Annotated in this window: 19 protein-coding genes; 12 read left to right on the top strand and 7 right to left on the bottom strand. The window is 64.2% G+C overall.

What is annotated here, in order from left to right; genetic code table 11:
• The first annotated feature begins 18 nt into the window (after window positions 1-18).
• The 4 genes from AC6IY7_RS06560 (at window position 19) to AC6IY7_RS06575 (ending at window position 3,855) form a co-directional block, all read left to right on the top strand.
• Window positions 19-1,203 carry an ABC transporter substrate-binding protein gene (locus AC6IY7_RS06560; RefSeq protein WP_497782264.1) on the top strand — a complete coding sequence of 395 codons (1,185 nt, stop codon included), beginning with the start codon at window positions 19-21 and terminating at the stop codon, window positions 1,201-1,203.
• A gap of 74 nt (window positions 1,204-1,277) precedes the next feature.
• On the top strand, window positions 1,278-2,285 hold the full coding sequence (locus AC6IY7_RS06565) for a YVTN family beta-propeller repeat protein (protein WP_497782265.1): 1,008 nt from the start codon (window positions 1,278-1,280) through the stop codon (window positions 2,283-2,285).
• The gene (locus tag AC6IY7_RS06570) at window positions 2,282-3,034 is read left to right on the top strand and encodes an ABC transporter ATP-binding protein (protein ID WP_497782266.1); all 753 of its coding nucleotides are present in this window, start codon (window positions 2,282-2,284) and stop codon (window positions 3,032-3,034) included. The genes AC6IY7_RS06565 and AC6IY7_RS06570 overlap by 4 nt, the downstream gene beginning before the upstream one ends.
• Window positions 3,031-3,855 carry an ABC transporter permease gene (locus AC6IY7_RS06575; RefSeq protein ID WP_497782267.1) on the top strand — a complete coding sequence of 275 codons (825 nt, stop codon included), beginning with the start codon at window positions 3,031-3,033 and terminating at the stop codon, window positions 3,853-3,855. Before AC6IY7_RS06570 ends, AC6IY7_RS06575 begins: the two co-directional genes overlap by 4 nt.
• 11 nt (window positions 3,856-3,866) lie before the next feature.
• Here AC6IY7_RS06575 and AC6IY7_RS06580 read toward each other — a convergent pair whose 3' ends face one another.
• From AC6IY7_RS06580 to fdhF, 5 genes are all read right to left on the bottom strand, one after another.
• Window positions 3,867-4,724, bottom strand: coding sequence for a nitroreductase family protein (locus AC6IY7_RS06580; RefSeq protein WP_497782268.1), 858 nt, complete (start codon window positions 4,722-4,724; stop codon window positions 3,867-3,869).
• Window positions 4,725-4,818: 94 nt separating this feature from the next.
• Window positions 4,819-5,838, bottom strand: a complete 1,020-nt coding sequence (locus tag AC6IY7_RS06585) for an enoyl-CoA hydratase/isomerase family protein (protein ID WP_497782269.1) — start codon at window positions 5,836-5,838, stop codon at window positions 4,819-4,821.
• On the bottom strand, window positions 5,828-6,085 hold the full coding sequence (locus tag AC6IY7_RS06590; RefSeq protein WP_497782270.1) for a hypothetical protein: 258 nt from the start codon (window positions 6,083-6,085) through the stop codon (window positions 5,828-5,830). Before AC6IY7_RS06590 ends, AC6IY7_RS06585 begins: the two co-directional genes overlap by 11 nt.
• Before the next feature lie 28 nt (window positions 6,086-6,113).
• Window positions 6,114-7,625 carry a sugar transferase gene (locus tag AC6IY7_RS06595; RefSeq protein ID WP_497782271.1) on the bottom strand — a complete coding sequence of 504 codons (1,512 nt, stop codon included), beginning with the start codon at window positions 7,623-7,625 and terminating at the stop codon, window positions 6,114-6,116.
• A 646-nt stretch (window positions 7,626-8,271) separates the two neighbouring features.
• Complete coding sequence (fdhF, locus tag AC6IY7_RS06600) at window positions 8,272-11,145, bottom strand: formate dehydrogenase subunit alpha (protein WP_497782272.1); 2,874 nt, start codon at window positions 11,143-11,145, stop codon at window positions 8,272-8,274.
• Between the two features lie 377 nt (window positions 11,146-11,522).
• Here fdhF and AC6IY7_RS06605 point away from each other — a divergent pair, with 377 nt between their 5' ends.
• The 6 genes from AC6IY7_RS06605 to AC6IY7_RS06630 all read left to right on the top strand — a co-directional run bounded on the left by AC6IY7_RS06605 (window position 11,523) and on the right by AC6IY7_RS06630 (window position 18,379).
• On the top strand, window positions 11,523-12,572 hold the full coding sequence (locus tag AC6IY7_RS06605; RefSeq protein WP_497782273.1) for an ABC transporter substrate-binding protein: 1,050 nt from the start codon (window positions 11,523-11,525) through the stop codon (window positions 12,570-12,572).
• A gap of 12 nt (window positions 12,573-12,584) precedes the next feature.
• Window positions 12,585-13,583: a FecCD family ABC transporter permease gene (locus tag AC6IY7_RS06610; protein WP_497782274.1), complete on the top strand. Its 999-nt coding sequence runs from the start codon at window positions 12,585-12,587 to the stop codon at window positions 13,581-13,583.
• 37 nt (window positions 13,584-13,620) lie between these two features.
• Window positions 13,621-14,433, top strand: coding sequence for an ABC transporter ATP-binding protein (locus AC6IY7_RS06615; RefSeq protein WP_497782275.1), 813 nt, complete (start codon window positions 13,621-13,623; stop codon window positions 14,431-14,433).
• On the top strand, window positions 14,434-15,165 hold the full coding sequence (locus AC6IY7_RS06620; RefSeq protein WP_497782276.1) for a hypothetical protein: 732 nt from the start codon (window positions 14,434-14,436) through the stop codon (window positions 15,163-15,165). It begins immediately after the preceding gene.
• A complete protein-coding gene (locus AC6IY7_RS06625; protein WP_497782277.1) occupies window positions 15,165-15,872 on the top strand; it encodes a hypothetical protein in 708 nt (235 codons plus the stop codon). The genes AC6IY7_RS06620 and AC6IY7_RS06625 overlap by 1 nt, the downstream gene beginning before the upstream one ends.
• A gap of 170 nt (window positions 15,873-16,042) precedes the next feature.
• Window positions 16,043-18,379, top strand: coding sequence for a TonB-dependent receptor (locus tag AC6IY7_RS06630; RefSeq protein WP_497782278.1), 2,337 nt, complete (start codon window positions 16,043-16,045; stop codon window positions 18,377-18,379).
• Window positions 18,380-18,536: 157 nt separating this feature from the next.
• On the opposite strand, the gene AC6IY7_RS06635 is transcribed toward AC6IY7_RS06630, so the two are convergent.
• Both AC6IY7_RS06635 and AC6IY7_RS06640 read right to left on the bottom strand, forming a co-directional pair.
• Window positions 18,537-19,661 carry a TroA family protein gene (locus AC6IY7_RS06635; protein ID WP_497782279.1) on the bottom strand — a complete coding sequence of 375 codons (1,125 nt, stop codon included), beginning with the start codon at window positions 19,659-19,661 and terminating at the stop codon, window positions 18,537-18,539.
• Between the two features lies 1 nt (window position 19,662).
• Window positions 19,663-20,253 carry a hypothetical protein gene (locus AC6IY7_RS06640; RefSeq protein WP_497782280.1) on the bottom strand — a complete coding sequence of 197 codons (591 nt, stop codon included), beginning with the start codon at window positions 20,251-20,253 and terminating at the stop codon, window positions 19,663-19,665.
• Between the two features lie 417 nt (window positions 20,254-20,670).
• On the opposite strand from AC6IY7_RS06640, the gene AC6IY7_RS06645 reads away from it, so the two are divergent.
• Both AC6IY7_RS06645 and AC6IY7_RS06650 read left to right on the top strand, forming a co-directional pair.
• Window positions 20,671-21,636, top strand: a complete 966-nt coding sequence (locus AC6IY7_RS06645; protein WP_497782795.1) for a FecCD family ABC transporter permease — start codon at window positions 20,671-20,673, stop codon at window positions 21,634-21,636.
• Window positions 21,629-22,432 (top strand): ABC transporter ATP-binding protein, encoded by an 804-nt coding sequence (locus AC6IY7_RS06650; protein ID WP_497782281.1) that lies wholly within the window; start codon window positions 21,629-21,631, stop codon window positions 22,430-22,432. Before AC6IY7_RS06645 ends, AC6IY7_RS06650 begins: the two co-directional genes overlap by 8 nt.
• The last annotated feature ends 193 nt before the right edge of the window (window positions 22,433-22,625 follow it).

Consider the following 22,625-nt stretch of genomic DNA (forward strand, 5'->3'; position numbering starts at 1 on the left):
GAGCGGCCGTCACACGTCATGATGAAGAGTTGCGTCATCGGCGTTGCGATCGCCGCTCTGCTCTCTATCCTTCCCGCCGCGGCCGAGCCGCTGCGGGTGAAATTCGGCGTGCTGCGCCAGCCGCATTCGAGCGAGACCCTGTCGATCCTCGATCTGCCGGCCGAGGACGACACGCTCGCCGGCGCGCTGATCGGCGTCGCCGACGACAATACGACCGGACGCTTCACCGGCCAGAGCTATGAGGCCGTCGACACGAAGCTCGCGAGCGACGAAGACGCAGTCGCCGCCGCGCAAAAGCTCGTCGACGACGGCGCGATCGCTATTCTCGTCGATCTTCCCGCCGCCGATCTTCTCCGCGTCGCCGACGCGCTGAAATCGCGCGATGCGCTGCTCTTCAATGTGAGCGCGACCGATGATTCGCTGCGTGAGGAGGATTGCCGCGCCAATGTCGTCCATGTCGCGCCGACGCGCTCCATGCTGACCGACGGGCTCGCGCAATATCTCGTCTGGAAGCAATGGCGCCGCTGGCTCCTCGTCAAGGGCTCGCATCCTCAGGACGAGCTTCTCGCCAAGGCCTATCGCGCCAGCGCCAAGAAATTCGGCGCGAAGATCGTCGACGAGCGCATCTATGTGGACACGGAGGGCGGGCGCCGCTCCGATTCGGGCAGCGTGCAGACGCAGCGGCTGATCCCGCCGCTGACGCAGGGCGCGAGCTATGACGTGTTGATCGCCGCCGATGAGAGCGATGTGTTCGCCAATTATCTGCCCTATCGCAGTTTCGATCCCCGGCCGGTGGCGGGCTCGGCCGGCCTCGCGCCGACGAGCTGGGACGCCTCGCACGAGCAATGGGGCGCGGTGCAGCTGCAAAATCGTTTCCGCAAGCAGTTCCATCGCGGCATGAACGCCCGCGATCATCAGGCCTGGATCGCCGCGCGCATGATCGGCGAGGCGGCGACGCGCTCCGGCTCCGCCGATCCGAAGGCGCTGCGCGACTTTCTCCTCGGCTCGGATTTCACCATTGCGGCGTTCAAGGGCGTGCGTCTGTCGCTGCGGCCCTGGAATCGGCAGCTGCGTCAGCCTATTCTGCTCGGCGACGGCCGCATGATTGTTTCGGTGTCGCCGCAGGAGGGCTTCCTGCACCAGACCTCCGAGCTCGACACATTGGGCGTCGACAAGCCCGAAACCAAATGCAGGCTGCAATGACGATGATCAAAAATCTCCGTGCGCGACTCCTTCTCCCGTTTACGGGAGAAGGTGGCCCGGCGCAGCCGGGTCGGATGAGGGCCCGTTCAGGACAGCGCTGCGGCTCCCCCTCATCCGAGCGCGTGTTCTGCTCGGCTGCGGTCGCGGCTCTTCTCCTCGCTGCTCCGGCGCAGGCCTTCACCGCCTATGTCAGCAATGAGAAGGGCAACAGCATCACCATCATCGACACTGAGAAGATGGAGGCGATCAAGACCGTGAAGGTCGGGCGCCGGCCGCGCGGCGTCGAAATCTCCAAGGACAATTCCGAGCTCTATATCTGCGCCGGCGACGACGACACGATTCAAGTGCTCGACACCAAGACGCTGAAGATCACCGGCAATCTGCCCTCCGGTCCCGATCCCGAGCTGATGATATTGAGCCCGGACGGCAAGACCATCTATGTGTCCAACGAGAACGACAATCTCGTCACATTGATCGACACCAAGTCGAAGCGACAGATCGGCGACGTGCCTGTCGGCGTCGAGCCGGAAGGCATGGCGGTGAGCCCGGACGGACGCATTCTCGTCAATACGTCCGAGACCACCAATATGGCGCATCTCATCGACACGCAGACGAAGCAGATCATCGCCAATGTGCTCGTCGACGCGCGCCCGCGCTTCGCCGCCTTCAAGCCGGACGCCTCCGAGCTGTGGGTGTCGTCGGAGATCGGCGGCACCGTCGCCGTCATCGATCCGCAGAGCCATAAGGTGACGCAGAAAATCCGCTTCGAGATTCCGGGCCTCTCCAAGGAGGCGATCCAGCCGATCGGCGTCTCCTTCACCGGCGACGGCAAGCGCGCTTTCGTCGCGCTCGGCCCGGCCAATCGCGTCGCCGTCATCGACACGGCGACGAAGAAAATCGAGAAATATCTGCTCGTCGGCCAGCGCGTCTGGCATCTCGCCTTCACGCCGGACGAGAAATATCTCCTGACCGCCAATGGCGTCTCCAATGACGTCTCCATCATCGACGTCGCCAGCCTGAAGGTGCTGAAGTCCATTCCTGTCGGCGCCTTCCCCTGGGGCATAGCGGTCGCGACGAAATGAGCGTCGAGCCGCCCGCTCTCGACATCGCGCATATCGGCCATTCCTATGGCGCGCGGCGCGCTCTCGACGATGTGAGCTTTTCCGTCGCGGCGGGAAGCTTCACCGTGCTGCTCGGCCTCAATGGCGCGGGCAAGAGCACGCTCTTCTCGCTGATCACCCGCCTCTACGCCGCGCGCGAGGGAAAGATCGAGATCTTCGGCCATGATGTCGCGCGCGAGAGCGGCGAGGCGCTGCGCCGGCTCGGCGTCGTCTTCCAGGCGCGCACGCTCGATCTCGAATTGAGCGTGATGCAGAATTTCGTCTATCACGCCGCGCTGCACGGCATCGGCCCCGCCGAGGCGAAGCGTCGCGGCGAGGCGGCGCTGGAGCGTTCCGGCCTCGCCGATCGCGCCAAGGACAAGGCGCGCGATCTCTCCGGCGGACAGATGCGCCGCGTCGAAATTTTGCGCGCGCTGCTGCATGAGCCGCTTCTGCTGCTGCTCGACGAACCGACCGTCGGCCTCGACATAAAGGCGCGCGCCGATATTCTCGCGCAGGTGCGCGCGCTCGTCGCCGAGCGAAACCTCGCCGTGCTGTGGACGACGCATCTCATCGACGAGGTGGAGCCGACCAATGATGTCGTCGTGCTGCATCAGGGCAAGGTGCTGGCGGCCGACACAGCAGCGAGCATAATGGCCGCGACCGGCGCGCAGACTATCGGTGCCGCCTTCGAGCGCCTGACCGGCGCGAAGGCGCGAGACGCGGCATGACCAGCGAGACGAGCGGCTTCACCGCGCGCCAATACGCCATTTGCCTCGCCGGCGTTGTCTGGCGCGAGGCGCTGCGCTTTCTGCATCAGCGCGAGCGCTTCGTCTCCGCTCTGGTGCGCCCGCTGGTGTGGCTCTTCATCTTCGCGGCGGGCTTTCGCCAGGTGCTCGGCGTCTCCATCATCCCGCCCTATGAGACCTATGTGCTCTATGATGTCTATATCACGCCCGGCCTGATGGCGATGATCCAGCTCTTCAACGGCATGCAATCCTCGCTCTCCATGGTCTATGACCGGGAGATGGGCAATATGCGCACGCTGCTGGTCTCGCCCTTCCCGCGCTGGTTCCTGCTCGGCGCAAAGCTCTTCGCCGGCGTCGCCGTGTCGATATTGCAGGTCTACGCCTATCTGATCATCGCCTATTTCTGGGAGATCGAGCCGCCGACGCCGCTCGGCTATCTCACCGTGCTGCCGGCGCTCGTCCTCGCGGGGCTGATGTTCGGCGCGCTCGGCATGCTGCTCTCCTCGGCGATCAAGCAGCTCGAGAATTTCGCCGGCGTGATGAATTTCGTTATCTTCCCTATGTTTTTCGCCTCTTCCGCGCTCTATCCTCTGTGGCGCGTGCAGGAGTCGAGCCCCGTCCTCTACTGGATTTGCCTCGTCAATCCCTTCACCCATGCGGTGGAGCTGATCCGCTTCGCCTTTTATGAGAAAATCTCCTGGGACTCGCTCGCCGCCGTCGCCGGCTACACGACGTTCTTCTCCGCCGGCGCGCTCATCGCCTATGATCCGGCCAAGGGCATGCTGACGCGCAAGGGCGGCTGAGCCGCCCCGCCTCACTCGACAGTTTCACAGATCTTCTCGTCGCGTCGCGACGGCGCCACGAAGCCGGGAGTGACATCGATCCAATCGACCGCGACCGGCTTGCGCGTGCGGAACATCTCCGGCGCCGGCAGGGCGTCGGCCGCCTGATAGCCGATCAATAGGGAGGCGACGATATCGACATCGGCGCCCAGGCCGAGATAATGCCGAAGATCGTGTTGAACGTTGAGATAGTTGGATTGAATGCAAGTCGCCAGGCCACGCGAGGCGGCGGCGAGAGTGAGGGCGTAAGTGAAATTGGCCAGACCGAATGTTCGCGTCAACGCATTCACGCGCACGAGCACAGGCACGTTTCGCAGCGACGAAAACAAGCAGCGCAACCCTTCGAGAGGCGAAGGCTTTCGAATTGCGCGTCGTATCAGCGCCGACAGCGACAGACGCACGAGATTCGCGTATCTCCTTCGGTCGACGGTGTGATAGACGAACAGCAGCCTCGGCGCGCCTTTCACCTCGAAATGCCGCTGATACATGGAGATCACGCGCCGGCTCCATTCATCCGCGGTCGCCGGCCTCCTATCATCCGCATCGCCGTCCGGCGCGATGGCCGAGCGCTCGGCGGCGTCGTTGCGGAGCACCTGCTCCAGCACGGGAAAGACCGATTCCCATCCCGCCAGCTCGAAGCGCGCGATCACATCCTTCGAGGCTTCATCGCCGAGCGCGATCACTTTCCAGCCCTGAGTATTGCCTGGCGAAGGAGCCCATGACGCGAGCTCGATAACCTCCGCGAGCAGATCGTCGTCGACAGGCGCGTCGCTGTAATGCCTGACGGCTCTCCGCTCGCGCAATCCTTGTTCGAGGCCTATCTTTTCCATGCGGTTGCTCCTGCATTCCGGCAGACGCCGCTGACTATCGCTGGTTCGCATAAAGCCGCCGCGCATCGCGCTCCGATGCGCGGGTCGGCAGCCGTTAATTCGGTGTGGTGGACAGGATGCGATCAAAATCGCCCGGCTCCTCGGAAGCGTCGATAGCTTTCGAGAAATGATGGTTGAGACGCTTCGGCTTTTTGCGATGAGCCGCGAGCGATTCGGCCAGCCGGCTGTCCGCGCCTGACGATGCGCGCACGCGCGGCGCATCGATGATCTCCTGCAACGCCAGCGGCAGCGCATCCATGTCGTCGCCGAAGAATAGATGCGACATGATCTGGATCAGATGCGCTTCGGCGATGTTTCGGGTCTTGCCGGTACGATCCTCCACGGCGAAAAACGCGTCGCCGATTTGCGCCGCCCGGCCCTGAAAGACGGCGGCCATGCGATCGAGCGCGATTTTCGCGTCGGCGATGCGCTCGGCCGGCGACAAGCTTTCGATCCTCCCGCGATCGGCGAGGACCTGAGCCAGAAGCACCGGAATCGCATCCGTCACCATCGCTCGCGACATCACGTCCCATCCGATGACGCCGGCCATATGGCAGAGCCCGGACGTATGATAGGGAACGCCGATCCGCAGATGCGGCAGCAGAATTTTGCTGTCCGATCGCATGCAGGCGACCTCACGGCAGCTCAGAGCCAGCTCGACGCCCGCGCCGACGAGATGTCCGTCGACGAAAGCCGATGTGGGAATGATGCGGCTCAATCTGCGCAGAGCAGAGACCGCTCGAACGAAATAGCTGTCCGTCCCCAGCAAATCCTCCCCGGAGCGCAATTGCCGCGCCGCCGCTTCGAAATCCTTCAGATTGAGACCGGCGCAGGCGACCGAGCCGGACGCCGTATCGAACTCGAGCGTCAGCCGATCGAAAGGCAGCTCGCGAAAGCGGCAAAGCGTTTCATAGAGACTGTCCATCGCCGCCCGGGTCAGAGCATTGTGATTGGGCGGGTCCGATATCGTTATGCGAAGCGTCCCGTCGCCGGCCCTGTAGCGCAAGCCTGTGACATCGACGAGCCCGAGCAATGCGCGCTTCGCCTCGTCCTGAAAATTGACGTCATGCTGCATCTGAAATCTCCTGCTCGTGAAATCTCTTGCTCGCTTCGAGCGCCGACTGAATAAGCGGAGCAATGGCGACCCGCGCGCCACGCGCAGCGCGCGTCAAAATCCTGCCCGTGACGGCGCAAAGCCCGGTTCGACGACCCAGAGAAAAAATGTGGCCGATGACGCTCGATCGGATGAAGAACAGATGGAATGCTGCGGATCGGCCTCGCCATCCGTCGCGCGATCGTTTCGCGCCATGCAGCAAGCCCATATCGTCCAAAATTCGTCGGACGATCGACTCAACCGGGTTCGACCGCGCGATATGGGTAATCGATTTGCACGGCGCCGAGCTTCCGACGCCGAGCGGTCTGGTCGGAGGCTCCTTCGCGCCGATGACGGTCGCGCGGCGCTTCATCGCCTCGCGCAGCTTCGCGTCCAGCCGCGTCGAATTCGTCTCGATACCAGCGGACCGCGAGGTCGACGGCGTGACCGTTCAGCTTTTCCCCCGCCAGAGCCACCAGCAGCGTGCCGATGACGATCTCGAGATCGAGCCTCAGGCCGGCGTGCCTGATGTACCAGAGATCGAGCGCGTTTTTTTCCTCCGGCGAAACGACTGTTCCGCCATTGATCTGCGCCCATCCGGTGAGGCCCGGACGCACGCTGAGACGCGGGCCCGGATCATCGGGTTGATCGTGCGGCAATAGGGGCCGCGGACCAATGAGCGACATGTGACCGACGATCACATTATAGAGCTGCGGAAGCTCGTCGAGGCGGGTCGCGCGGATGATGCGTCCGACTCTCGAGAGACGCTGGTCCTCCGGCGCCGGCCGGCCGTTCTCGTCGAAGGGAGCGCGATAGGTGCGGAATTTGTAGAGCAGGAATTTCTTGCCGTTCTTCCCGATTCGTTGCTGCCAGAACAGCACAGGCGCGCCGACATCGAGAAAGACAACATAGGCGACGCAGAGCGCGAGAGGGAGAGTCGCGACGCTCAAAAGGCTCGCCGCGCATAGATCGATCAGACGCTTCGACTTGAAGTAGTCGGGCGCCTCGAATTTTTCCGCCGCGTCGATCACCGCGCCCGCGACCGAGGAGGTCGGCGGCGAAGCGATGAAATTCAAGGCTTCCGTTATGCCGACGATCGCCACGCCGCGCGCCGCGCATTGCGCGCCGAGCTGCCCGAGCAGCCCGGGGGCCAGAAGCGTCCTGTCTTCGACGAGCCAAACCTCATCGACATAGACGCCATGGACCGCATATTCGTCGATGATCGAGCCGATGTCCAAAGGATCGCCGACGATCGAGACGCCGGCGATCTTTCGACCGACGAGATACGGCCTCGCATCGAGCGCGGCGACGATCTGCGTTTTGCGGGGCCGCAGGTAATCGGTCAATTTGATCGCGGCCGAGGCGAAGCGATCGACGCCGACCACGATGACGCGTCGCAGATCGGCCTCGCTCGCCCGGGAGTCGAGCCCGTGCTTGCGCCCGAGATCCTTGTGAAGCAGGCGCGTCGCCATGCGTATCGCGATCATCGAGGCGCTCAGCACGAGCCCGTAGATCAGCGGGGTCGAGCGCGGCACGCCCTCGAAGCGCGTGAGAGCGAAGAGAATCGCGGCGCTGGAAGCGACGGCGCCCGCCGAGGCGCCGCAGACGGCGAAGGCGTCGCGCACGGAGAAGAACTGCCCCATGCGATCGCTCAGCCGGAAGCACAGCATCATGAGGACGGCGCAACCGGTCGAGATGAAGGCGTATTGATAGGACGCCGGAATGTCCGAAGGAAACGCGCCAGGATCGAGCAAGACGGGATCACGCAATGCGAGAGCGACAAAAGGCGCAGCGATCGCAGACAGAAGATCGGCGGCCTCGATTCGAAAACGAATTCGGTCTCTCGATGCAGGCGAAGCCAATCGCATGGCGCAAATTCTCCGATCGCAACCGGAAACTGGCCCGCATTTTACGAAAAGTCACTCCGGGCTGGCGTCTAAGTCCAATGACGGACGCGCGTGACGGAACGCGGTCGCGACGGCGTCATAACGCGCTCTCGCGAAGCCGCGACGGGGGGACGCGCGGAGCGGGAGAGATCATCGGACGAGCGATCGAATCGCAAAGCGCGCCATGATGATCGACGAGATACGCAGCGCGGCCTGAGCCGCAAAAGCGGCCGGCGCGAAGGCGTGCGTCGCCGCACGGGGCTAATTTGTGGATAAGTCGCCGGACCCTCGGCGAAGCGCGCAATCGCCGCTGTTCGCTCGATCGAAACACGCACAAGTGGTCTGCGTCAGATGAATTGACGTGTCTCGAGAAGCGAGCCTAAAGGCTCGCTCTTTCTAAAACCCTTCAGTTCCGATGAAGCAGACCACTGGAGTCTTTCCGTGTTTCAATGAAACATGGAAAGACTCCAGGCGTTTGTTTCGACGCGTTTCCAACGCCGAACCGGCGTCCAATTCGGCTGGAAGCGCGCTAGCGCGCCTCCTCGACGGCGACGATCTGTCGGCTCTTCTCCGACATTTCGCGATAGCGCTCCTGCCATTCGGTAGGACCGTTGGAAGGCGAGACCTGCACCGCCGTCACCTTATATTCCGGGCAATTGGTCGCCCAATCGGAATTGTCGGTGGTGACGACATTGGTCTGGCACAGAGGATGGTGAAAGGTCGTGTAGACGACGCCGGGCGCGACGCGATCGGTGATCTTGGCATGCAGCGTCGTCTCGCCGGCGCGGCTCTGCACGCGCACCCAATCGCCCTCGCGCACGCCGCGCACCTCGGCGTCATGCGGATGGAGCTCCAGCACATCCTCGGGATGCCATTGGCTGTTCTCGGTGCGGCGGGTCTGCGCGCCGACATTATATTGGGAGAGTATGCGCCCCGTAGTCAGCAGCAGCGGGAAGCGCGGCCCGGTACGCTCCTCCGTCGGCACATATTCGGTGATGACGAACTTGCCCTTGCCGCGCGCGAATTTGTCGATGTGCATGATCGGCATGCCTTCCGGCGACAGATCATTGCAGGGCCATTGCACCGAGCCCACCTCGTCGAGCTTGGCGTAGGAGACATGGGCGAAGGAGGGCGTGAGCTTGGCGATCTCGTCCATGATCTCGCTCGGATGCGTGTAGCTCCAATTGCAGCCGAGCGCATTGGCGAAGAGCTGCGTCGCCTCCCAATCCGCGTAGCGCGCCTTGGGGCTCATCACGCGGCGCACGCGCTGAATGCGCCGCTCGGCGTTGATGAAGACGCCGTCCTTCTCGAGGAAGCTCGCGCCGGGCAAAAAGACATGCGCGTAATTGGCCGTCTCATTGAGGAAGAGATCCTGCACCACGAGACACTCCAGCGCGCCGAGACCGGCGGAGACATGCTTGATGTCCGGGTCCGATTGCAGAATATCCTCGCCCTGCACATAGAGGCCCTTGAACACGCCATCGACGGCGGCGTCGAACATATTGGGAATGCGCAGGCCCGGCTCGCCGTCCAGCGGCACGCCCCAGGCCTCCTCGAACAGCTTGCGCACATTGTCGTCGGAGACATGGCGATAGCCGGGGAACTCATGCGGGAAGGAGCCCATGTCGCAGGAGCCCTGCACATTGTTCTGCCCGCGCAGAGGGTTCACGCCGACGCCGGGGCGACCGAGATTGCCGGTCGCCATTGCGAGATTGGCTATGGCCATCACAGTGGTCGAGCCCTGGCTGTGCTCGGTGACGCCGAGGCCGTAATAAATGGTGGCGTTGCCGCCAGTGGCGTAGAGACGCGCCGCGCCACGCACGAGATGCGCCGGAACGCCGGTGAACTTCTCCACCGCCTCGGGGCTGTTGCTCTCCTCGCCGACGAAGGCGGCCCATTCCAAATATTCGTCCCAATCGCAACGCTCGCGCACGAAGGCCTCGTTCACGAGCCCCTCTTTCACCACTACATGGGCGAGCGCGGTGACGATGGCGACATTGGTGCCCGGCCGCAGCGGAAGATGGAAGGCCGCGCTGATGTGGGGCGAGCGCACCAGTTCCGTGCGGCGCGGATCGACGACGATGAGCTTGGCGCCCTCGCGAATACGCCGCTTGATCTGCGAGCCGACGACCGGATGCGCATCGGTCGGATTGCAGCCGATGATGAGAATGACATCGGCCTCGGCGACCGAGTCGAAATCCTGCGTGCCGGCGGAGGTGCCGAAGGCTTGGCTGAGGCCGTAGCCCGTCGGCGAATGGCAGACGCGCGCGCAAGTGTCGACATTATTATTGCCGAAGCCGCTACGAATGAGCTTTTGCACGAGGAAGGTCTCCTCGCTGGTGCAGCGCGAGGAGGTGATGCCGCCCACCGCGAGCCGGCCGTATTTCGCCTGAATGCGCTTGAACTCGGAGGCGGCGTGGGAGATCGCCTCCTCCCAGGACACTTCGCGCCAAGGGTCGGTGATCTTCTCGCGGATCATCGGGCTGGTCACGCGGTCGCGATGTAGCGCATAGCCATAGGCGAAACGGCCCTTGATGCAACTATGGCCGTGATTGGCCTTGCCGTCCTTCCACGGCACCATGCGCACGATCTCCTCGCCGCGCATCTCCGCCTTGAAGGCGCAGCCGACGCCGCAATAGGCGCAAGTGGTGACGGCGGAATGCTCCGGCTGGCCGATGGCCACGACGGAATTCTCGGTGAGAGTCGCCGTGGGGCAGGCCTGCACACAGGCGCCGCAGGAGACGCATTCGGATTCCATGAAGGCCTCGCCGGCGCCGGGCGAGACACGGCTGTCGAAGCCGCGGCCTTCGATCGTCAGCGCGAAGGCGCCCTGCACTTCTTGGCAGGCGCGCACGCAGCGATTGCAGACGATGCATTTGGCGGGATCATAGGTGAAATAAGGATTGGATTTGTCCTTGGGCTTCCAATCCTCGTTGCGGCGCCCTTCGAGGCGGGCCTTCACATGGTTGCGGCCGCCGCCATAACGCACCTCGCGCAGGCTCACCGCGCCGGCCATGGACTGCAACTCGCAATCGCCATTGGCGGCGCAAGTCAAGCAATCGAGAGGGTGATCGGAGATATAGAGCTCCATTATGCCGCGGCGGATGGTGTCGAGCCGCGGCGAATAGGTCTTCACTGCAATGCCCGGCATGACCGGCGTCGTGCAGGAGGCGGAGAGATTGCCGCGCCCCTCGATCTCGATGAGGCAGAGGCGACAGGAGCCGAAAGAGTGGAGATTGTCCGAGGCGCAGAGCTTGGGGATCTCGACGCCGATCTGCATCGCCGCGCGCATGATCGACGTGCCCTCGGGGACGGTGATTTCCGTTCCGTCGATCGTCAGAGTGACTTCCTTTTCCGAGCGGGAAGCCGGCGTGCCATAGTCGATTTCCTTGATGAGGCTCATGTTTCTGGTCCCCGCGGGCCGGAAGGAATGACTGTAGTTTGTTTACATAACGAATGGCGGCGAGGTTTTGTCAATATCTGCAAATCGTCGATCGATAGGCGAAGCCTATAATCTCGTCAGGACGCCGCCGATACGCGGGAATGGCCGCCGCCGTTCAGAAACATATGTGCCGAATATATCGATACGAAAGAGGATAGCCCAGGCTCGCTCTTTTCCGCCGATCTGCCGAACAGCCGCGCCGCGTCGAAAAGGATAGCCGAGGCTAGAATTTGGCCTTGCGCGGCGCAGCCTTCGGTCTCTATGGTCGCTATCTATATAAGATGCATACATATCGTCTGCGTCTTCCCGCCATCGCCGAAGGTCGAAAGGCCTCGTCCATGCCCTCGACGCATCGCTTCGCCCGGAACCGCTTCCTCTGCGCCCTGCTGGCGCTGCTCGCGCTCGGCGCTGGACCCGCGCGCGCGGAGACGCGCGAGATCACCGACATGGCCGGCCGCAAAATCGTCATCCCGGCCGACCCTCGCCGCGTTTTCGGCGCGGCGCCTCCGGTCGCGGTGACGCTCTACGCCATAGCGCCGGAGCGGCTCATCGGCATCAATGTGCCGATGCGCGGCGACGAGAAATCCCTCTATCGCAAGGAGGCGCTCGATCTGCCCGTCCTCGGCAGCAATGCGGGCATGGGCCGCCAGCTCAATCTCGAAGAGATCGCGGCGATGCGCCCGGATCTCGTGATCGCCTGGCTCGGCTTCTATCAGGAGAAGACACAGGTCGAGGCGAGCTTCGCCAAGATCAAAGTTCCGGTGATTTTCCTGAAGCTCGACACGCTCGACGATTACGCGGAGGCCTTCGCCTTTCTCGGCCGCGTGTTCGGCCGCGAGGCGCAGGCGAATGAGATGGCCGCCTATATTCGCGACGCGCTGGCCCGCGTGCGCAAGGCTGCCGCCGATATTCCGCCGGCCGAGAGGCTGCGCGTCTATTACGCCGAATCGCCGGACGGGCTCGCGACCGATTGCGACAAGAGCTTCCACACCGAGCCGATCCTCATCGCCGGCGGCGACAATATCTATCATTGCAAGCAGACCTCGCATGTCGGCATGGAGAAGATCAGCGTCGAGCAGATCGTCGCGCTGAAGCCTTCGCTGATACTGACGCAAAACAAGGGTTTCGTCGCGCTGGCCAAGGGCAGCGAGCTCTGGCGCAATGTGGAGGCGGTGAAGAATGGCCGCATCGTGGACGTGCCCCATGCGCCCTTCAACTGGCTCGATCGCCCGCCGAGCTATATGCGCGCGCTCGGCGTTCAATGGCTCGCCAATCTCTTCTATCCGGCGCGCTTTCCGCTCGATGTGAAGGCCGAGACGAAGAAATTCTACCGGCTCTTCCTCGGCGTCGATATTTCCGACGCCGATTTCTCACGCATCATGGAGTGAGCGGCTCGTTCGATGCGCCTCGCCCTCCTGCCATTCCTCCTGCTCGCGGTCGTTCTCGTCGCCTTGTCGGTCGGGCGCTATCCGCTCGCGCCGAGCGATATTCTCGGCTTTCTCGGCGCCTGCCTCGGCCTCGTCGATCTGCCGCCGGAGCGTTTCGATCTGCTGCGCAATCTCATCGTCGAGATCCGCCTGCCGCGCGTGCTGGCGGCGGGGCTCATCGGCGCGGCGCTCTCGGCCTCGGGCGCGTCGTTTCAGGCGGTGTTCCGCAATCCGCTGGTGTCGCCGGGCATTCTCGGCGTGCTGGGAGGGGCCGGCTTCGGCGCGGCGCTCGGCATTCTGCTCTCCGGCGATATTCTCACCGTGCAAATCTCCGCCTTCGCCATGGGGCTCGTCGCCGTCGGCGTCGGTGTTCTCATCGCCAATCTCTTCGGCGCCGCCTCCATGGTCACGCTGGTGCTCGGCGGCATGATCTCCGGCGCGCTTTTCGCCTCGGCGCTGTCGCTCGTGAAATATGCCGCCGATCCTTATGACCAACTGCCGGCGATCGTCTATTGGATGATGGGGAGCCTCGGCGCCGTCGATCTGAAGCAGCTGAAGGCCGCGGCGCCGGCGATCCTCTTGGGCGTCGGCGCGCTGACGCTCGCCGGCCGGGCGCTCGACGCGCTCTCCATGGGCGACGACGAGGCGCGCTCGCTCGGCGTGCCGGTGCATGCGACGCGCTATGGCGTCATCGCCACGGCAACTCTGGTCTCCTCGCTCTCGGTCTCACTCGCCGGCATGATCGGCTGGGTGGGGCTGGTCGTGCCGCATGTGGCGCGGCTCGCCATCGGGCCGACCAACAGCAAGCTGCTGCCGGCGAGCGCCCTGCTCGGCGCGAGCTTCCTCATCGCCGCCGATTGTGTGGCGCGAAACATCACCCGCGCGGAGATTCCGATCGGCGTCGTCACCGAATTGCTCGGCATTCCGGTCTTCATCCTCGTCCTCGGCCGGGCGCGGAGGGCCTGGGCGTGAGGCGGGCGGCGATGGAGCGCCGGAGAGGAAGCGCGCCGTGAGAGAACCCTCTCCTCGAACCCAGCTCCAAGGCCTCGACCTGCATTTTTCGCGCGGAAAACGAAGCGTGCTGGGGGGCGTGACGCTCGGCTTCGGCGCCGGGGAAATTCTCGCCCTGCTCGGCGCCAATGGCGCCGGAAAAAGCACTTTGTTCCGCCTGCTGCTCGGCTTTCTCTCGGCGAAGCGCGGCGAAGTGCGGCTCGACGGCGCGCCGCTCTCCTCCTTTTCGCGGCGTGAGATCGCCAGGCGCGTCGCCTATGTGCCGCAGGGCCATGTCACGCCCTTTCCCTATACGGTGCGCGAGGTGGTCATGCTCGGCCGTCTGCCGGAGACAGGGCTTTTGCGCGCGCCCCGCGCGGAAGATCGCGAGATTGTCGAATCCATCATCGCGCGGCTCGGCATAGAGCGGCTGATCGACCGCCCCTATACGGAGATTTCCGGCGGCGAGCGGCAGCTCACCCTCATCGCCCGCGCGCTGGCGCAAGGCGCGCGCCTCTTGGTGATGGACGAGCCGGCGACGGGCCTCGACTATGGCTATCAGCTGCGCCTGATGCGGCATTTGTCCGATCTTTGCGCCGAGGGACATGGCGTGCTGGTCAGCACACATCATCCCGAACATGCGATGCAGATCGCGACGCGCATCGCTATTCTGCACGAGGGCCGCATAGAGGCCGACGGGCCGCCGCAGCAAGTGGTGACGGCGGAGCGGATGCGGCGCCTCTATGGCGTCGAGGTGGAGGTCTTCGATGATCCTTTCGGCGCCCGGCGGCTCGCGCCCATCGTCGCGCGACAAGACAGCGAGGCCCGATAGATGAAGCTCTATATGGGTTTCGACGACACCGACGTCGCCGGCGCGAAGATCGGCACCGGGCGGCTGGTGCGGATGTTCGAGCGCAAGCTTCCCGAGGGCGCGCGGCTCTGGGGCGCGCTGCGGCATCAATTGCTGATCGATCCGCGCATTCCCTTCACCTCCCACAACAGCCCGGCCTGCGCCGTGGTGGAGATAGAGGATGCAGCGCTGATCCCCGCGCTCACCGCCCGCGCGATCGCGCATATCGCCGAGCTCGCCAGCGAGGGCTCCGACCCCGGCCTCTGCGTCGCGCGGGACAGCGACGACCTCTCCGAAGTGATCGAGTTCGGCCTCTCCTGCACGCATGAAATCGAGACACAGGATCATGCGAGAACGGTCGCCGCGCGCGCCGGAGTGGAGCTACTCGGACTCGGCGGCACGAATGACGGAATCATCGGCGCGCTGGCGGCGGTCGGCCTCTCCGCCTATGGCTGGTCCGGCCGATTCTTGGAATATGGCCGGCTGCGCCGCCTCCCCGATCCGATCTCCGTCGCGGCGCTCGCGGAAGCCGGCATAGAGGCGGTGGCGATCGACAAGCACGCCCGCGAGCTCGACCCGCGAGCGCTGATCCATACCGGCGGCTGGCTGTCGCCGCGGCTGTGGGGCGGGCGCGCCGTCGCGCCGGTCGAGGAGAAGGACGGACGTCTCATCGCCCTCGGCAAGCGGCCGCGCGATGCGGAGGTCGCCGACTGATGCGCATTCTCATCGGCATAGACGACACCGACGGGGCCGGCTGGGCGGCGAGCACGGCGCGGCTGGCGCGCGAATTCGGCGACACGCTGGACGGCGAGGCGCGCTTCATCGGCTCGGTCGGCCATATGCTGTTTTCCGGCGTCGCGGCGACGACGAACAACAAGGCCTCCTGCCTCGTCGTCGAGACCGAGCGAACGGACGCGCTCGACGCTCTCTTCCAGCTCGCCGCCGCCTATGTCGAAGCGCATGCCGCGCCATCGAGCGCCCCCGGCGTCGTCGTCGTGGGCGAAGAGGCGGAACGGCTGATCGACTTCGGCCGCGAGGCGAGCCGTCGCGAAATCCGCGGCGACGAGATCGAGCCCTCGCTCATCGGGCTGCGCGCGACCGGCTTGCGCGCGCGCCGCGGCCTCGTCGGCGCGGCCGCCGCAGTGGGGCTGACGGCGCGCGGATGGTCGGGCCGCTGGGTCGAATTCGGCGGCCTGCGCCGTTTCGAGCGCGCCGTGCAGGCTCGCGAGCTCAGGGCGCAGGGCATGTTTCTCGTCTCCCTGGAGACGGACGCCCAGGCGCCGGCGCCCGAAGATTGGGTCGACACGCATGGCTGGCTGCGGCCCCGGCTCGTCGCCGGGCGCGCCGTCCTGCCTTTGCGCCGCATCGGCGAAGGAATGTGGACGACGGCGAGCGTCGAGACGGCGAAGAAATTTCGCTGATCGCGACGATTACATGCCTTCTATATCACGAGTTGTGACGTGATATGCGTCGATTTGCCGTCAGAATAGACTTGCCGCCTGAAGCGCGTCTATTTAGGTAACTGGCTTACATCACGAATCGAGCGGCGGCCGAGCGGGGCGTCGGCCCGGGACGGCGAAAGGCTGACGACATGACGATGTTTGCGCGCAAGAGACGCGGCTCCTCTCGACGCGGCTCCTCCCTTCTCCTCGGCGGCGCGTCTTTCGTCGCATTGCTCGCCGTCGCCGATAGCGCGATCGCCGAGACCTTCACGCCTCTGCCGGAAATCTCCATCGGGGCGGAGCCGGCCGCGCCGAAGAAAAAGCCCGACAGCGGCGTCATCGGCTCGGCGTCCGATAGCTCCACCGCCTATGCCGCGGACGCCCGCGGGCTCGATCTCGCCAGCGGCGGCGGCGGCTCCAATCCCATTCGCGGCGTCTCCTGGCTGCCCTCCGTCGACGCGCCGGCGATCGATCCTTATGGCCTCGCCAATATGCCGGGCGGCAATAAGGGAATTCGCATCCGCGGCGAGGTCAGCCAGCATGGCAACAGCATCGGCACGGTGGAGGGGCTGCCGCTCTCCGGCATCAATCCCGGCCCCGGCGCCACCTGGCTCATCGACAATGAAAATCTGAGCAAGATCGTGCTGCGTCAGGGCCCCATGCCCTCCGATGTGAACTCCTATTTCACCGTCGGCGGCAATTTCGACAGCCGCCTGCGCTGGCCCGCGGAGAAATTCGGCGGCGAAATTTCGCAGAGCGTCGGCTCCTTCTCCTTTCTGCGCACTTTCGCCCGCATCGACACGGGCGAGATTTTGAACGGCACGACCAAGGCTTTCGTCTCCGGCTCATTCACCGACGCCGACAAATGGCGCGGCTCCGGCAAGGACCCGCAGGGCAAATCGGGTTTCGCCGTCGGCATAGACACCAAGCCCGTCGACTGGCTGGAGGCGAAACTCTTCGTCGCCAAGAGCAGCTTCGACGAGCACAGCTACGCCGGCCTCAATTACCAGCAGGCGAGCAATCTCGGCGCCTACCGCCGCTTCGATTTCGCGGCCTATCCGGGTCCGACGACGGCCTCCCAGGTCAATTACTACGGCTATAATCTGCAGCATTTCGATTCCTGGACGGCGCTCTCCGAGATCACCGTCAAGGTCGACGAGACGACGCACTTGACGGTCAAGCCCTATTATTTCCGCGAGGACGGCTATTATCTCGACGGACAGGCCAATGGCCGCATCCGCAAATGGATCATCGACCACGATATGTGGGGCGTGGTGAGCGAGCTGCAGACGCGCGTGCTGGACACGGACGCCAAGCTCGGCTTCTGGCATGGCGTGCAGAATCTTCCCGGACCGCCGACGGCCTGGGAGACCTTCGCCCCCAATGCGGGCGGCGGCCTCACCAGCCCGAGCTGGGCGATCCTCTCCAAGCAGACCGCGTCGCACACATTCGATTCCGCCTATGGCCTCGCGAGCCATGATTTCGGACCGCTGCATGTGGAGGCCGGCGCGCGCTATATTTGGGAGCGCATGGCCGGCATAGACGCCTATAATACGACCGGCATAGGCGATGTCTCCTATGACACGGCGCTGTCGCTGTCCCAGGGCGTCATCGCCAATCGCAGCGTGTCGCCCTTCACCATCGGCACCTTCCTGCCCTTTGGCGCGCTCAGCTATCGGCTGACCGACGATCTATTGCTGAAATTCAGCGGCGGCGGCGGCTATGGCGGGCCGGGCTATGACGCGTGGCCTGTGTTCCAGCAGAATGCGGCGACCTTCCTCGCCAAGGGCATCACCGCCGATCAGCTGTGGCGCTCGATCAAGCCGGAAACCTCGACTCTGCTCGATCTCGGCCTGCGCTGGTCCTTCTCCGGCGCCTATGGCTCCGGCTATGTGGAGCCGACGGTCTATTACTCGCGCAACCATAATAAGCTCGTTTCCTATGATCCGGGCGTCGGCACGCAATATGGCGCGAATGTCGGCGAGAGCCAGAATTACGGCGCGCAGGCGGTCGTGCGCTATTCGCCGCTCGAAAGCGTCGATCTCTTCGCTTCGCTCGGCTATCAGCGCGCCGAATTCGTCGAAGACCTGCCGATCCTGCCCGGCGCCTCATCGACGATCTATTATTCGACGCGCGTGAAGGGCAAGCAATTGCCGGATGTGCCCTATTTTGTTTCGACGATCGGCGGCGATCTGCGCATAGAGCAATTCACCATCACGCCGGTGTTGCACATCGTCGGCTCGCGCGCCGGCGACACATCCGGCTATCAGCCGCTGGCCGGCTATTCGACATTCGATCTCACCGTGAAATATGAGCACAAGATCGACTGGGGAACGATCACCGCCAGCGTCACCTGCATGAATATGTTCGACACCGCCTATATCGGCCAGATCAGCAGCGGCTATTATCAGCAGACGTCGAGCAATGGCATCTACTTCCCCGGCGCGCCGCGCACCGTGCTGGCGAAGGTCGGATTCAAATTCTAGAGCGCTTTCCGATCGAACGGAATCGTTCGATCGATCAGAATTCGCTCCAATGAAAGAAAGCGAGAGCTTTTGCTTTTGACGCGTTTCCAACGCCGAACCGGCGTCCACTTCGACTGGAAACGCTCTGAAAAAAGGCCGAAAGCCCTTCGCGGCCTCTTCACTTTGCGGAAGCGCGCCGCTCCGATTCGAAGCGGCGATAGCCGAAGGAGCGTCGATTGGCCTCGACGGCGATCAGCTCGTCAATGTCCCGATCGTCGAGCTCATAGTGAAATGTGTCTCGATAGGCGCGGCGCAGCGCGGCGCGCATATCGCCCGCGTCGACGCGCGGGTGCAGGACCTCGGCCAGCCATCGCACCAGCAGCGGATCGAACACCGGAGCGAGGAAGAGCGGAAAATCCGGCATGCGATAGACTCTGCCGGCGCGAACCGCGCGGAGCAGCCGCCAGGCGGGATCGTCGAGGAAAACGCTCGGCTCGAGCGGCGACGGAAAGGCTTGCAGCAAAATGACGTCCGGATCGAAGAGCGCGAGCTGCTCGAGCGAGAACGTCGCGGTCGCCGCGCCGACGCGCGCGACATTGACGCCGCGCGCGAGATCGAGCCGCTCATTGAGATAATATTTCGATCCCCCGACCCAGCTTTTCGTGGAATTGGCCACGACCGCGAGGATGCTCACCGGCTGCTCGACATCGCGCAGGCTCGCCACGATCGCCGCCATATCGGCGTCATAACGCGTGAGAGTGGGGCCGACGATCGTCGAATCACCGCAAAACTCGACCAATTTACGCCAGAGAAGGATTTCGGTCGGCATGAGCGGAAAGCCGATCTGGAAGCCGACGAAATCGAAGGCCGAATTTTCGAACAGGCGCAGCTGCATCGCCCAGCCGAGCACGGCGTCCGGCGACAGCTTCATCGTCTCTTCGAAATTCGGAATGTCGAAGCCGCCGACCCGGGCGAGCCGATTCACCTGCGGAAATATTCGATCGAGACGGCCCGAGCTCATCGACGACCGGCCGAGCTCGCTCGCGCCGACCACTGCGTCGAGGCTCTGCGTCGACGAGAGATAGGCCGGCAGAATATTGGCCGTGAAGACCATGCGGCGCGGCGGCGCGGAAAAATCATGCGCGCGGCCGAGCATGTCGACATAGGGCGTCGTCGAAGCGCTCGTGGCTTTCGGCCGGACCTTCGGCGCGAGCAGTCCGATGACGAGAGCGAGCCCGCAAGCGACGGCGAAGCCGGCGTTTTGCACGCGGCCGTCACGGCCTCTCGATCGCGAATGGCGCATTCTAATTTCCCATTTGCAGATGGGTGAGCTGGCGTTCGAAATCGGTCGGATGCTCCAAGAGGTGGCGATCGAGCCATTTCATCTCTATGCCGCGCTCGAGCGGATAGATTTTCGTCCCGTCGCGACAGCCATAGCGATCGCATAATTCCGCGAGCGAGGGAATAGCGGCATAGGCGGCGCACGTGCGCGCGCGGTAGTCGGCGCCGATCGCCTCGCAGCTCATGCTCTCGAGCGCATCGATATTGTCGTCGTCGACATTGATGACGAGATCGACTTCGCGCGGCTCCGCTGTCCCCGACCGAATGCGCTCGATCCATTCGCGCTCGGATCGCCAGCTCCTCGCGCATCGTCCCTCGGGGCAGAGAAGCGCGCCACGCGCCGAGCGCGTCGTCTCGTCGACGCGCTCGTCTTCATGCCGCACGCCCCAGCCGAAATAGAAGAACGGGCAGAGATAGCGCCAGCCGCTCGGATTTTGCGGCAGACGATCCAGGCGATCATTCAGCGCAGGCAGATCGGCGAGCGTGCTCGCGGCGACGAAGAGGCGCACGCCGAGCGCCATGCCGAGCGCGCCCACGACCTCGAGCGTCGACATGATGAGATCGAGTGAGCGAGACGCGGCGCTGTCAACGTTTTTTTATTTGTTTGCAATCGGATAATCATTTGTCCAGAAACAAATAATTGCTGTTCCGCTTTCCGACGAGGCGCTTTGCTCGCAAAACCGGGAGAGAGCGGGCCCTTTGCTGAGATGCGCGTGCGTCCGGCGCGTCGCGCCCGCTGTCGCCACGCTCGCATTCGGACCGCAAAAGGCCGTCAAAACAGAAGAAAACGCCATCGGCGCCACAAGAATCGGCTTTTGCACCGTAGCGAGCCCATGCAATATATCTCACCTGCATAACGCGGATGAGGGAGGGAGACATTGGCTTTCGCCGTCGGAGTCGATTCGGGACCGGCTCGCAGGCCCTTCATCGAGAGCCTTCCGATCCTGCTCTATGCCCTGCTGTTTCTGCTGATGCTGTTCTCGCTGACGCTGGGGCGCTATCCCGTTCCCTTCGCGCAGGTGGCGCATATCGTCTTCACCACTTTCCCGATCAACGCCGTCGGCGACTATGAGAACGCGCCCTGGGTCGTGGTCGAGATCGTGCGCATGCCGCGCATTCTTCTCGTCACGCTCTGCGGCATAGGGCTCGCGATGTCGGGCGCGGCCATGCAGGGCGTCTTTCGCAATCCGCTCGTCGGGCCGGAGATCGCCGGCGTCTCCTCCGGCGCGTCGCTCGGCGGCGTCGCGGCGATCATGCTCTCCTGGCCGCCGCTCGGCGTCGTCGGCCTCGCCTTCGGCTCCGGTCTCGCCGCGCTTGCCGCCGCTTTCGCGCTGGCCCGGCTCGCGGGACGCGGCGGCGCGCTCGCTCTCGTGCTCTCGGGCGTCATCATCGGCGGCTTCTGCGGCTCGCTGGTCGGTCTATTGCAGACGCTCGCCGATCCGATGGTGAAGCTGCCCTCCATCGTCTATTGGCTGCTCGGCAGCTTCGCCGGCGCGACCTATGAGAAAGTGGCGATCGTCGCCGGCGTGACGCTTTTCGCAGGGACGATGCTGCTGGCGCTGCGCTGGCGCATAAATCTCCTCTCGCTCGGCGAGACCGACGCAAAGGCGCTCGGCCTCGATGTCGACGCTCTGCGCTGGGGGCTGATGGGACTCGTCGCGCTGATTGTTGCGGCGCAGGTCTCCGTCTCCGGCGGCGTCGGCTGGGTCGGGCTCATCGTGCCGCATCTCGCGCGCATGCTGGTCGGGCCGGAGCATACGCGCCTGTTGCCGACGGCGGCGGCGCTCGGCGGCCTCTATCTCCTCGCCATGGACGATATCGCGCGCAGCCTCACCGAGCAGGAGATTCCGATCGGCCTGCTGACGAGCGCGGTGGGCGCGCCGATCTTCGCGTTCCTGTTCTGGAAGACGCAATCGAAAGGCTGGATGCGTGAGTGAAACAGCCATTTCTCTTCGCGATCTCGGCTTTTTCTATTCGCCGGAGGTCTGGGCGCTGCGCCATTGCGAGGCGGAGATCGCGCGCGGCGGCGTGTTCGCTCTGCTCGGCCCCAATGGGCGCGGCAAGACCACTCTGCTGCATCTCGTCATCGGCGCGCTGAAGCCCTGCGAGGGCGCCCTCGAGGTGAAAGGGCGCGTGGCCTTCGTGCCACAGCTCTTCGAGGTGAGCTTCGACTATACTGTGCTCGACATGGCGCTGATGGGACGCGCGCGCAAAATCGGCCTGTTCGCGCAGCCCTCGCGCGCGGATGAGGAGGCGGCGCTGGCGGCGCTCGACCGCTTCGGCATGGCCGCTTACGCCGAGCGCCCGTTCCACGCGCTCTCCGGCGGCCAGCGCCAGCTCGTCATTTTCGCACGCGCGCTCGTCGCCGAGGCCGATATTCTCGTGCTCGACGAGCCGACCTCGGCGCTCGATCTCGAGAATCAGGCGCTGGTGCTGGAGCGCATCGCCGCGCTGACGCGCGACGACGGCCTGACAGTGGTGATGACGACGCATCATCCCCATCATGCGCTGGCCGTCGCCGACGATGTGCTGCTGATGCGCGGCCACGGCGATTATCTCGTCGGCCCGGCGAATGCGCTGCTGACCGAGGAGAATCTGCGCGCGCTCTATGGCGCGCCACTGAAGCGCCTCGCCTTCGACCATGAGGGGCGAAACCTCGAGACGATCGCTCCGGTGCTCGCTCCCGCGCGGCGGCAGGCGGCCCGCGAGCCTGGGATCGAGAGAGCGGTGTGACGCGAACGTCACACGCCCGAGAAGAGTAAGATATCCTTAACCATAGGTTGTATCGTTAAGCTTAACGCGATGGACCGCTTGCAGGGCTCCGCTTATGGTGCGGGCATCCTTGGCTCGGGTCGTTGTCGAAGTGAAATATGTGAAGCGTTTCCTGAGCGTGCGTTTCCTGGACGTACGATTCCTGCGCGTGCGA

Source organism: Methylosinus sp. is20ea, assembly GCF_059718135.1.

Coding starts and splice junctions, on each gene's coding strand:
- AC6IY7_RS06560 (WP_497782264.1), top strand. CDS start 19: ATGATGAAGAGTTGCGTCATCGGCGTTGCGATCGCCGCTCTGCTCTCT.
- AC6IY7_RS06565 (WP_497782265.1), top strand. CDS start 1,278: ATGAGGGCCCGTTCAGGACAGCGCTGCGGCTCCCCCTCATCCGAGCGC.
- AC6IY7_RS06570 (WP_497782266.1), top strand. CDS start 2,282: ATGAGCGTCGAGCCGCCCGCTCTCGACATCGCGCATATCGGCCATTCC.
- AC6IY7_RS06575 (WP_497782267.1), top strand. CDS start 3,031: ATGACCAGCGAGACGAGCGGCTTCACCGCGCGCCAATACGCCATTTGC.
- AC6IY7_RS06580 (WP_497782268.1), bottom strand. CDS start 4,724: ATGGAAAAGATAGGCCTCGAACAAGGATTGCGCGAGCGGAGAGCCGTC.
- AC6IY7_RS06585 (WP_497782269.1), bottom strand. CDS start 5,838: ATGCAGCATGACGTCAATTTTCAGGACGAGGCGAAGCGCGCATTGCTC.
- AC6IY7_RS06590 (WP_497782270.1), bottom strand. CDS start 6,085: ATGGGCTTGCTGCATGGCGCGAAACGATCGCGCGACGGATGGCGAGGC.
- fdhF (WP_497782272.1), bottom strand. CDS start 11,145: ATGAGCCTCATCAAGGAAATCGACTATGGCACGCCGGCTTCCCGCTCG.
- AC6IY7_RS06605 (WP_497782273.1), top strand. CDS start 11,523: ATGCCCTCGACGCATCGCTTCGCCCGGAACCGCTTCCTCTGCGCCCTG.
- AC6IY7_RS06610 (WP_497782274.1), top strand. CDS start 12,585: ATGCGCCTCGCCCTCCTGCCATTCCTCCTGCTCGCGGTCGTTCTCGTC.
- AC6IY7_RS06620 (WP_497782276.1), top strand. CDS start 14,434: ATGAAGCTCTATATGGGTTTCGACGACACCGACGTCGCCGGCGCGAAG.
- AC6IY7_RS06625 (WP_497782277.1), top strand. CDS start 15,165: ATGCGCATTCTCATCGGCATAGACGACACCGACGGGGCCGGCTGGGCG.
- AC6IY7_RS06630 (WP_497782278.1), top strand. CDS start 16,043: ATGACGATGTTTGCGCGCAAGAGACGCGGCTCCTCTCGACGCGGCTCC.
- AC6IY7_RS06635 (WP_497782279.1), bottom strand. CDS start 19,661: ATGCGCCATTCGCGATCGAGAGGCCGTGACGGCCGCGTGCAAAACGCC.
- AC6IY7_RS06640 (WP_497782280.1), bottom strand. CDS start 20,253: ATGTCGACGCTCGAGGTCGTGGGCGCGCTCGGCATGGCGCTCGGCGTG.
- AC6IY7_RS06645 (WP_497782795.1), top strand. CDS start 20,671: ATGCTGTTCTCGCTGACGCTGGGGCGCTATCCCGTTCCCTTCGCGCAG.